This is a genomic window from bacterium, assembly GCA_030654305.1.
Classification (GTDB): domain Bacteria; phylum Krumholzibacteriota; class Krumholzibacteriia; order LZORAL124-64-63; family LZORAL124-64-63; genus PNOJ01.
The window spans coordinates 1-10,362 of the sequence record JAURXS010000100.1; the positions used below are offsets into that span (position 1 = coordinate 1).

Genomic DNA, 10,362 nt, shown 5'->3' on the forward strand with positions numbered 1-10,362 from the left:
GCTGGTCCTCGCCCCGCGCCGCGGCCTGCTCGCCGGCGCCTGGCGCCGCTGGCGCCGCCGCCGCGACCTGCGCCTGCACGCGGTCCTGCTCGACCTGCACGCCCTCGCCGGCCAGCACGGCGACCCCACCGCCGCGCCCCACGCCGCCGCGGTGCTGCGGGCGATGGCCGCCGGCGGCGCGGTGCGCCGTTCGCTGCGCGAACTGGCGGGCCGCGGCTGGGCGGCCGACGCCGGCGGCGATCTGTGGACCATCACCGCCGACGGCCGCGGCGAAGCCGAGCGCTTCCTCGCCGCCCGCGCCGTCGACGGCCGCCCGGAGGCCTCGCCATGATGTCGCCCCAGGTCGAGATCCAGCTCATCGCCGCGGTGACCGCCGCCGCCTGCTCCCTGGTGGGCACGTTCCTGGTGCTGCGGCGCATGGCGATGATGAGCGACGCGATCAGCCACTCGATCCTGCTGGGCATCGTCGTGGCCTTCCTGGCGGTCGGCGACCTCGCCTCCCCCTGGCTGGTCCTGGGCGCGGCGGCCACCGGCGTGCTGACCGTCGCCCTGGTCGAGACGCTGCACCGCACGCGCCTGGTCAAGGAGGACGCGGCCATCGGCCTGGTCTTCCCGGCCCTCTTCAGCCTGGGCGTGATCCTGCTGGCGCGCCACGCGGGTGCCGTCCACCTCGACACCGACGTCGTGCTGCTCGGCGAACTGGCCTTCGCGCCGTTCGACCGCTTCGCACCCGGCGGCACCGACCTGGGCCCGCGGGCGCTGTGGCTGGCGGGCGGCGTGCTGCTGCTGGACGCCGCCGCGCTGGCGCTGTTCTTCAAGGAGCTGAAGCTCGCGACCTTCGACGCCGGCCTGGCCGCCACGCTCGGCTTCGCGCCCGCCCTGATCCACTACGGCCTGATGTCGCTGGTGAGCGTGACCGCCGTGGCGAGCTTCGACGCGGTGGGGCTGGTGCTGGTGGTCGCGCTGATGGTGGGGCCGCCGGCCGCGGCCCACCTGCTGACCGACCGCCTACCGCGGCTGCTGGGGCTGGCGGTGCTGATGGGAGCGGCGTCGGCGGTCGGCGGCTACTGGATCGCCCGCTGGCTCGACGTCTCGATCGCGGGCGCCATGGCCGCGACGGTGGGGCTCGTCTTCCTGCTGGCGCTGCTGTCGGCGCCGCAGCGGGGCCTCGTCGCCGCCGCGCGGCGGCGCGCGACGCAGCGGCTGGAGTTCGCGCTGGCGATGCTGGCCATCCACGTGGCCCAGCACCAGGACGGGCCCGACGCCGCGGACGAGTGCCGCGCCGACCGCATCCACCTGCACCTGCACTGGGAGAGCGGGTTCGCCGAGCGGGTGCTGCGCGCCGCGGAGCAGCGGCGGCTCCTGCACCGTGCGGGCGGGCTGGTCCGGCTGGACGAGGCGGGACAAGCCCTGGCGCGCGGCGCCCTGACCCGCTAGACCGCGTCGCCGCCCATCACCAATTCGACGTCGTCGGCCGTCTTGGGGATCGGGGCCCCCAGCACGCGGTTGCCGTCGGCGGTGACCAGCACGTCGTCCTCCAGGCGGATCCCCCCGAAGCCCGCGTAGCGCCGCACGGCGGCGTAGTCGATGAACCCCTCGTGCAGCCCGGCGTCCTGCCAGCGCGCGATCAGCGCCGGGTTGAAGTAGATCCCCGGCTCGAGCGTGATCACGAACCCCGGCTTCAGCGCCTTGGCCAGCCGCAGGAAGTTCAGGCCGAACTGCGGGCTGCGCGCCTCCCCCTCGTCGTAGCCCACGGCATCGCCGAGGTCCTCCATGTCGTGGACGTCCAGGCCCAGCATGTGCCCGATGCCGTGCGGGAAGAACAGGGCGTGTGCGCCGGCGGCGACCGCGGCGGCGGGATCGCCGCGCATCAGGCCGAGGTCCTTCAGCCCGCCCGCGACGGCCAGCGCGGCCGCCAGGTGCACGTCGCGGTTGGTCGCGCCGGGCGCCACGGCCTCGATGGCCGCGGCCTGGGCGCCCAGCACCACGTCGTAGACGTCGCGCTGCCGCGGGGCGAAGACGCCGCTCACCGGGATCGTGCGCGTGATGTCGGAGCAGTAGCCCTCGCTGGTCTCGACGCCGCTGTCCAGCAGCAGCAGCTGGCCCGGCTCGAGCGTGTTGGCGCGGCTCTCGTTGTGCAGGATCTCGCCGCGCACCGAGACGATCGGCTGGAACGACGGCGGCATGTCGTAGCTGAGCGCCACGCCCTGCATGGCGCCGGCGATCTGGGCCTCGTGCAGGCCGGGGCGCGCGTTGCGCAGGGCGAACTGGTACATCAGCGCGCTGACGCCCAGGGCAGTCTCGATCTCGGCGATCTCGGCGTCGCTCTTGATCTCGCGCAGCGCGACCACGGCGCGCACCAGATCGCGCGAGGCGCCGTCCGCCACGGCCGACGGCGCCACGCCCAGCAGGTCCGCCAGCAGCAGGCGGTTGCTCGCGCGGTAGGGCGGCAGGTAGTGGACCCGCCCGCAGGCGGCGAGGTCCGCCGCGAGGCGGTCGCGCGGCGCGTGGCGCGCGAGCCCGGCCGCCGCGGCGAGGTCGCCGAGGGAGGGTTGCGGCCCGGACCACACCACGTCGTCGGGGTGGGGGGCCGGCCCGTACAGCGTGCCGGTTCCGTCGGGCAGCAGCAGCAGCGCCAGGTCGGGGCGCGCGATGCCGGCGAAGTACAGGAAGTGCGAGTCCTGCCGGAAGGGGTACGCGTTGTCCTCGTAGTTACGGCTGGCCTGGCCGTTGCCCGGCAGCAGGATCGCGCCCTCGGGCAGCAGGCCGCGCAGGGCCTCGCGGCGCAGGATGCGGGTGGCGGTGTCCATGCGGTCCATCCTTTCCGGCGGTGGCGGCGCGGGCCGCGTCGGCGGCCCCGGATTCGGGCCAGAGTAGCTCAGGCCCGACGCTCCGGCCACGGCTGAAAAAAGCGCCGCCCCGGCCGAAGCCGGGGCGGCGCCCTCTTGCGCGCTCTCCGTCGGAACGCGCCTGAAGCTACCGGTACATCGCCTTGACCGAACCCCAATCGGCGTTCTCGTTGCCCACGGGGGTGCAGGCGCCGCTGGTGTTGTCGTCCCAGTTGGACGTCAGCGTCTGCTCGCCGGGCATGGCGTTGTCGACGACGAAGCTGCGGTTGGCCACGTTCTCCCACGAGCCGCAGTCGTCCTTCTTGAACTTGTACTCGACCGTCAGCGGGATCGCCGAGCCGGCCGGGAACACGAGGCAGGTCTGGTACAGGCCCGGGCCGACCTGCACGGCCGGCACGCCGGCGCCCCAGTTCGAGAGCTGGGCCACCGAGCCGATGGAGCAGACGCCGCCGGTGTTGTCGATGCCGTCGAGGCACACCTGCAGGCAGACCGTGCGGTCGGCGTCCAGGAGGTTGCCCAGGCCGCAGCCGATCGGCAGGTTGTTCCAGCTGTCGGCGGCCAGGACCACCGAGGTCGTGCCGTCGGTGGGCAGCATGACGGGGCGATTGGCCGCGCCTTCCCACGTGCTGCAGCCGTCCTTCTTGAACTTGTACTCGAAGGCGGGGTTGCCGCCGGCCGGGAAGGTCACGACGACTTCGTACAGGTCGCCGCCGAGACTGGTCATCGTCACGCCCGTGTTCCAGCTGCCGATCGCGGGTGCGCTGCCGATGACGCAGGGAGCGCCGGAGGTGGCCTCGCCGCTCATGCACAGCGTGAAGGTCACGTTCACGTCGACCGGCAGCACGTTGGTCACGTTGTAGCGCTGCGCGGGCGGGTTGCCGGCCTGGTCGTTGACGCTGGTGAACCAAGTGTCGTCGGTCAGGTCGTGGAACTTCACGTGCACGTCGACATACGACGCGCCCATGAGCATGGCCTGCGGGACCTGGACCGTGTACTCGTCGTTGCTGCCGACGTCGCCCTGGAACGACATCTGGACGGTCGACACCGCGCCGCCGTCGGCCGACATGTCGCAGAACGCTTCGATGCCGGCGCCCTGGCCACCGGCGTCGGTGACCCCGCCCTTCCAGCACTGGGCGTAGACGTTCACGGGGCCGGTCGGCACGACGATCGCGCCGCTGTTGGGCCACACGTTGCCGCCCCAGCCGATGACGGCGGCGGCGTTGCCGGCGCCGAGGGCCAGCAGCAGGACGGACAGCAGAAACACTTTCTTCATGGCTCCTCCTCAAGGTGACGCTGCCCGTGAGCGGCACGGGCGATCAGGCCGCAAAACGCCTTGTCGTGGCGCATCGTGGAGTGATGATTGTATCACAGAAACGCAGATCCTTGATCAAACGATCTGCAGAACCCGCCGAATTTTACGTCTCGGTGGAATCGTCCGGATCGCGGGACGGCAGCGGCGGATCCGGGGAACGCCCTTTAAGTTGCCTGAGCAATATTTGATGTTGCGATTATTGACTCATCTCATGTATGCTGGCGACATGGCACAGGAACCTCTCTCCCTGGAAACCAGCCTCTCCTTCCGGCTGCTGAACACCGCGCACGCGGTCCAACTGCACCACCAGCGGGCCCTGGGCGGGGCCGCGCTGACGCTCAGCCAGTTCTGGGTGCTGAAACTGGTGTGCGACGGGGACGCGAGGCGGCCGTCGGACGCAGCCCGGCGGCTCGGGGTCCATCCCGGGGATGTCACGCGGCTGATCCGGGGGCTGTCGGCGAAGGGCCTGCTCACGCGGTCGCGGCGGGGGGACGACCAGCGGTCCCTGCACCTGGCGCCGACGCCCAAGGGCGAGCAGGTCGCGGCGGAACTGGGGGCGCTGATCGCGGCGGCGGACGTCGCGCTGGCGGCGGCCGCCGGACCGGATGCCGCGGCGCGGCTGTTCGGGCTGCTGGACGCCGTCCACGAGCGGGCCGGGGTCCGGAACACCGCCGGCGCCTGACCGCCGACGGCACGACTCACATGTTGCGTCGGTACTGCCCCCCCACCTCGTAGAGCGCCGCGCTCATCTGCCCCAGCGAGCACACCCGCGAAGCCTCGAGCAGCGCCTCGAAGACGTTGCCGTGCGCGACGGCGGTGCGCTGCATGGCGGCCAGCGCCGCGGGGGCGCGCCCGGCGTGGCGCTTCCGGAAGTCCGCCAGCGAGGCGATGGCGTCCTCCTTCTCCTGCGGGGTCGAGCGGATCACCTCGCCCGGGAGCACCGTCGGCGAGCCCTTGGGGTCGAGGTAGGTGTTCACCCCCACGATGGGCAGCTCCCCGCTGTGCTTGCGCGACTCGTAGAGCAGGGACTCCTCCTGGATGCGGGTGCGCTGGTACATGCGCTCCATCGCGCCCAGGACGCCGCCGCGCTCGCTGAGGCGCTCGAATTCCGCCAGCACCGCCTGCTCCACCAGGTCGGTCAGCTCGTCGACGATGAACGCGCCCTGCAGGGGGTTCTCGTTGCGGGCCAGGCCCAGCTCCTGGTTGATGATCAGCTGGATGGCCATCGCGCGGCGCACCGACTCCTCGGTCGGGGTGGTGATCGCCTCGTCGTAGGCGTTGGTGTGCAGGCTGTTGCAGTTGTCGTAGATCGCGTAGAGCGCCTGCAGCGTGGTGCGGATGTCGTTGAAGCCGATCTCCTGCGCGTGCAGCGAGCGCCCCGAGGTCTGGATGTGGTACTTGAGCTTCTGCGAGCGCTCGTTGGCGCCGTAGAGGTTGCGCAGGGCCTTGGCCCAGAGGCGCCGGGCGACGCGGCCCATCACGGCGTACTCGGGGTCCATGCCGTTGCTGAAGAAGAACGACAGGTTGGGCGCGAAGTCGTCGATGCGCATGCCGCGCGACAGGTAGTACTCGACGTAGGTGAAGCCGTTGGCGAGCGTCAGCGCCAGCTGGGTGATCGGGTTCGCGCCCGCCTCGGCGATGTGGTAGCCGCTGATCGACACCGAGTAGAAGTTGCGCACGCCGCGATCGATGAAGGCCTGCTGCATGTCGCCCATCATGCGCAGCGCGAACTCCGTGGAGAAGATGCAGGTGTTCTGGGCCTGGTCCTCCTTGAGGATGTCGGCCTGCACGGTGCCGCGCACGCCCGCCAGGGTCTCGCGGCGGATGCGCCCGTAGACCTCGGGCTCCAGCACGCGGTCGCCGCCGGAGCCCAGCAGCAGCAGGCCCAGGCCGTCGTGGCCGGGAGGCAGCGGGCCGCGGTAGGCGGGGCGCGGCATTCCCAGGTCGGCGTACTCGCGCTCGATCCGCGCCGCGGTCTCGTCGGCCAGCCCCTGCGCGCGCAGCCACTTCTCGCACTGCTGGTCCACGGCCGCGTTCATGAAGAAGGCCAGCATCATCGGCGCGGGACCGTTGATGGTCATCGAGACGCTGGTGCGCGGGTCGGTCAGGTCGAAGCCGCTGTAGAGCTTCACCGCGTCGTCGAGGGTGGCGACGCTGACGCCCGAGTTGCCGATCTTGCCGAAGATGTCGGGGCGGCGGTCGGGATCCTCGCCGTAGAGCGTGACCGAGTCGAAGGCGGTCGAGAGGCGCTTCGCCGGCATGCCCAGCGAGACGTAGTGGAAGCGGCGGTTGGTGCGCTCGGGGCCGCCCTCGCCGGCGAACATGCGCGTGGGGTCCTCCCCCTCGCGCTTCAGCGGGAAGACGCCCGCGGCGTAGGGGAACTCGCCGGGCGCGTTCTCGGTCAGCAGCCAGCGCAGCACCTCGCCCCAGTCGTCCCAGCGCGGCAGCACGACGCGGGGGATCCGCGTGCCGCTCGGCGAGAGCGAGGTCAGCGGCTGTTCGACCGTCCGGTCGCGCACCTCGAAGCTGTAGGTGTCCTGCGCGTAGCGGCGGCGGGTGGCGGTCCAGGCGCGCAGCCGGTCCGCGCAGCCGGCGTCGAGCCGGCGCAGCAGCGCGGCGTAACCGTCCAGCAGCTCCGCGCAGCCGGCGGGGTCGCCCGGCAGGGGCGCCGGGGCGGGCAGCACGTCGGCGGGGTCGGGCGCCGCGCCGCGCAGCTCGCAGACCGCACCGTGGAGGCGGTAGAGACGTCGCGCCAAGCCGCTCTGCTCGGTCACGAAGGCGTCGTGGCGGCGGCTGGCCTCCACGATCTCCGACAGGTAGCGGGTGCGCGCCGGCGGGATCACGAAGTTGCGTTCGGTGGTGACCGGATCGCCGACCTCGGCCGTGGGGAAGACCGCGCCCGTCTTCGCGCCGATCACGCGCATGAGGTGGCCGTACAGGGCGTTCAGGCCCGGGTCGTGGAACTGGCTGGCGATGGTGGCGAAGACCGGCAGGTCGCCGGGCGCGGCCTCGAAGAGGCCGTGGTTGCGGGCGTACTGCTTGCGCACGTCGCGCAGGGCGTCCTGCGAGCCGCGGTGGTCGTACTTGTTCAGGGCGATCACGTCGGCGAAGTCGAGCATGTCGATCTTTTCGAGCTGGGACGCGGCGCCGTACTCGGCGGTCATCACGTACAGCGACACGTCCGAGTGCTCGACGATCTCGGTGTCGCTCTGGCCGATGCCCGAGGTCTCCACGATCACCAGGTCGAAGCCGGCCGCGCGGCAGACGGCGATGGCGTCGCGCACGTGGCCGCTGAGCGCGAGGTTGGCCTGGCGCGTGGCCAGCGAGCGCATGTAGGCGCGCGGGTCGCCGATGGCGTTCATGCGGATGCGGTCGCCCAGGAGCGCGCCGCCCGACTTGCGCTTGCTCGGATCGACGCTGACCACCGCCACGGTCTTGTCGCGGAACTCGTGCAGGAAGCGGCGCACCAGTTCGTCCACCAGCGACGACTTGCCGGACCCCCCGGTGCCGGTGACCCCCAGCACGGGCGCGCGGCGCGCCTCGGCCAGCGCCGCGATCCGCGGCGCGATCCCGGCGTAGGCCTCCGGCAGGTTCTCGGCCAGCGTGATCGCGCGCGCGATCGCCTGCGGGTCGCGGGACTCGACGCCGGCCACCAGGCCGTCGTCGGCCGCCTCCACCGCGGGGAAGTCGCATCCCCTGAGCACCTCGTCGATCATGCCCTGCAGGCCCAGGGACCGCCCGTCGTCGGGCGAGAAGATGCGGGCGATGCCGTGGGCGTGCAGCTCGGCGATCTCGTCCGGCAGGATGGTACCGCCGCCGCCGCCGTAGATGCGCGTCGCCGCGCCGCGCTCGCGCAGCAGGTCGTGCATGTACTTGAAGAACTCGAGGTGGCCGCCCTGGTAGGAGGTGATCGCCACGCCCTGGGCGTCCTCCTGGATCGCGCAATCCACGATCTCGTGCACCGAGCGGTTGTGCCCGAGGTGGATCACCTCGGCCCCGCCCGCCTGCAGCAGCCGGCGCATGATGTTGATGGCGGCGTCGTGCCCGTCGTAGAGGCTGGCGGCGGTCACGATGCGGACGTGGTGCCGGAGCTTGTAGGGCTGGACTGGCTTGTGGGGCTGGACTGGATTATTGGGCTGGATTCGGGGCATGCGCGTTCCTCGCGGACGGAGGAGCGCCCGGCCCGCGGGGCCGGGCGGTCGTCGATCTTCGAAACTCCTGGAAGATATAGCACAGGGCCCATTCCCGGGCAATGCGCGGCCTCCGCTTGCATCGCGCCGCGGTTTCGTTAACATCGCCGGACACCCGAGTCCCGGAGGATCCCATGGCCGTCCGCCCCCCGACACCGAAGAAGCCCGTCTTCAAGGTCAGCAGCTGCGAGTGTGCGGACTGCCGGGCCGCCTGCCTCAACTCGCCGGGCTGGTTCCAGCCCGCCGAGGTGCCCCGGCTGGCCAAGCACCTGGGCCTGACGGTCGAGGAGACCTTCCGCAGGTACCTGGCCGTGGGTGTCACCCACACCACCGACGGTTCGCCGCGCCACGGCGTGATGCCGCACAAGCTGCGGGACCACAAAAAGCCGGGCGGCGTCTGGACCCTGCCGGAGCTGGCCGATCCCGGGCGCTGCATCTTCTTCGACCACGGCAAGTGCACGATCTACGGCGTGCGACCCTACGAGTGCGCCCGCATGATCCACGGCCGCGAGAACGAGGCGGTGAAGCTGCGCCGCACGATCGTGAAGAACTGGACCGCCGAGGCCCTGGCCCCCTTCGCCAAGCTGACGAAGACCAAGCTGACCGGGGCGCCGCCGCCGCTGGGCTCGCGCCGGCCCGGGTCCGCGCCCGCGCGAGCGACCGGCGGGAAGAAGCCGCCGACGAAGCCGAAGGGCTCGTCGTGACCACGGGGCGGCCCGTCTACCTGGACGTCAACGCCACGACGCCGCTGGACCCGCGCGTCGCGGCGACCATGCGCGACGCCATGGAGCTGTTCGGCAACCCGAGCAGCGGCCACGCCTACGGGCGCGAGGCCCATGCGGCCCTCGATCTGGCGCGCGCCCGGGTGGCGGGGCTGCTCGGCTGTTCCCCCGCCGAGATCGTGTTCACCAGCGGCGGCACCGAGGCGAACAACCACACCGTCAAGGGCGCGGCCTGGGCGCGCGCCGACCGCGGGCGGCACCTCGTGATCTCGGCGGTGGAGCATCCCGCCGTGCGGGGGCCGGCGGCCTGGCTCGCGGCGCGGGGCTGGGAGACGACGACGGTCCCCGTGGATCGCGACGGCCGGGTCGACCCCGCGGACGTGGCGCGCGCCGTGCGCCCGGACACCGTCCTGGTCTCGGTCATGCACGCCAACAACGAGGTGGGCACGCTGCAGCCGGTCGCGGAGATCGCCGGGATCGTCCGCGCGGCCGGAGCCCTGATGCACACCGACGCCGCCCAGTCCGCCGGCAAGGTCGCGGTGCGGGTCGGCGAGCTGGACGTCGACCTGCTGTCCCTCGCCGGGCACAAGCTGTACGGCCCGAAGGGCGTCGGCGCGCTCTACGTGCGCGGCGGCGTGGCGATCGAGAACCTGAGCCACGGCGCCGGCCACGAGTCGGGCCGCCGCCCCGGCACCGAGAGCGTCATGTTGATCGCGGGCCTGGGTGAGGCGGCGCGGATCGCGGCCGCGGAGCTGGGCGAGGAACTGCCGCGCCTGACCAAGCTGCGCGACCGCCTCGAAGCCGCCCTCTGCGCCGGCTGCCCCGACGCCGTGGTCCACGCCCGGCAGGCCGAACGCCTGCCCAACACCCTGAGCCTCGGCTTCCCCGGCGCGCGCGCCGACCGGCTGCTGGCGGGGCTGCCGGGTGTGGCCTGCTCCGCGGGCGCGGCCTGCCACGGCGGCGGTGCCGAGGTCTCGGCCGTGCTCGCCGCGATGGGCGCGCCGCGCGAGGCCGCGCTGGGCACGTTGCGCTTCTCGGTGGGCCGCTTCACCACCCGCGAGGACGTCGACCGGGCCGTGCCCCTGATCCTGACCGCGGTGGCCGCCGCCCGGCGGGAGGGGTGACGGGCACGCCCCGTTCCTCCCCGAACCGTGTCGACTTTTCCGGTCGCCCGCTCGGTCGAACGATCCGAGCACGAACGTCAGCGAGACTCGGGAGAACGACGATGCCCCGACCGACACGGATCCCGCCCGCCGTTCGCCTGTCCCTGTTGCTGGTGGTCTCGCTCT

The 10,362-nt window shown here is 72.4% G+C and carries 8 protein-coding genes; 5 read left to right on the forward strand and 3 right to left on the reverse strand.

Going from position 1 to position 10,362, the window contains the following annotated elements; translation table 11 throughout:
* Positions 1-331 (forward strand): hypothetical protein (locus tag Q7W29_02720; protein MDO9170724.1); only part of this gene is annotated, 331 nt, incomplete at its 5' end.
* Positions 331-1,437, forward strand: a complete 1,107-nt coding sequence (locus Q7W29_02725) for a metal ABC transporter permease (GenBank protein ID MDO9170725.1) — start codon at positions 331-333, stop codon at positions 1,435-1,437. The genes Q7W29_02720 and Q7W29_02725, both read left to right, overlap by 1 nt.
* Here Q7W29_02725 and Q7W29_02730 read toward each other — a convergent pair.
* Positions 1,434-2,810, reverse strand: coding sequence for a Xaa-Pro aminopeptidase (locus Q7W29_02730; GenBank protein MDO9170726.1), 1,377 nt, complete (start codon positions 2,808-2,810; stop codon positions 1,434-1,436). The genes Q7W29_02725 and Q7W29_02730 overlap by 4 nt on opposite strands.
* Before the next feature lie 166 nt (positions 2,811-2,976).
* Complete coding sequence (locus Q7W29_02735) at positions 2,977-4,122, reverse strand: carbohydrate-binding module family 20 domain-containing protein (GenBank protein MDO9170727.1); 1,146 nt, start codon at positions 4,120-4,122, stop codon at positions 2,977-2,979.
* 265 nt (positions 4,123-4,387) lie between these two features.
* On the opposite strand from Q7W29_02735, the gene Q7W29_02740 reads away from it, so the two are divergent.
* Positions 4,388-4,843 carry a MarR family transcriptional regulator gene (locus Q7W29_02740; GenBank protein MDO9170728.1) on the forward strand — a complete coding sequence of 152 codons (456 nt, stop codon included), beginning with the start codon at positions 4,388-4,390 and terminating at the stop codon, positions 4,841-4,843.
* Between the two features lie 16 nt (positions 4,844-4,859).
* On the opposite strand, the gene Q7W29_02745 is transcribed toward Q7W29_02740, so the two are convergent.
* Positions 4,860-8,312 (reverse strand): methylmalonyl-CoA mutase family protein, encoded by a 3,453-nt coding sequence (locus tag Q7W29_02745; GenBank protein ID MDO9170729.1) that lies wholly within the window; start codon positions 8,310-8,312, stop codon positions 4,860-4,862.
* A gap of 173 nt (positions 8,313-8,485) precedes the next feature.
* On the opposite strand from Q7W29_02745, the gene Q7W29_02750 reads away from it, so the two are divergent.
* The gene (locus Q7W29_02750) at positions 8,486-9,055 is read left to right on the forward strand and encodes a YkgJ family cysteine cluster protein (GenBank protein MDO9170730.1); all 570 of its coding nucleotides are present in this window, start codon (positions 8,486-8,488) and stop codon (positions 9,053-9,055) included.
* Positions 9,052-10,197 carry a cysteine desulfurase family protein gene (locus Q7W29_02755; GenBank protein MDO9170731.1) on the forward strand — a complete coding sequence of 382 codons (1,146 nt, stop codon included), beginning with the start codon at positions 9,052-9,054 and terminating at the stop codon, positions 10,195-10,197. Before Q7W29_02750 ends, Q7W29_02755 begins: the two co-directional genes overlap by 4 nt.
* Positions 10,198-10,362: the final 165 nt, after the last annotated feature.

What these genes read in the sequence shown, in the direction of transcription:
- Q7W29_02740 (MDO9170728.1), top strand. Translation starts at nt 4,388, where the DNA reads ATGGCACAGGAACCTCTCTCCCTGGAAACCAGCCTCTCCTTCCGGCTG.
- Q7W29_02750 (MDO9170730.1), top strand. Translation starts at nt 8,486, where the DNA reads ATGGCCGTCCGCCCCCCGACACCGAAGAAGCCCGTCTTCAAGGTCAGC.
- Q7W29_02725 (MDO9170725.1), top strand. Translation starts at nt 331, where the DNA reads ATGTCGCCCCAGGTCGAGATCCAGCTCATCGCCGCGGTGACCGCCGCC.
- Q7W29_02735 (MDO9170727.1), bottom strand. Translation starts at nt 4,122, where the DNA reads ATGAAGAAAGTGTTTCTGCTGTCCGTCCTGCTGCTGGCCCTCGGCGCC.
- Q7W29_02730 (MDO9170726.1), bottom strand. Translation starts at nt 2,810, where the DNA reads ATGGACACCGCCACCCGCATCCTGCGCCGCGAGGCCCTGCGCGGCCTG.
- Q7W29_02745 (MDO9170729.1), bottom strand. Translation starts at nt 8,312, where the DNA reads ATGCCCCGAATCCAGCCCAATAATCCAGTCCAGCCCCACAAGCCAGTC.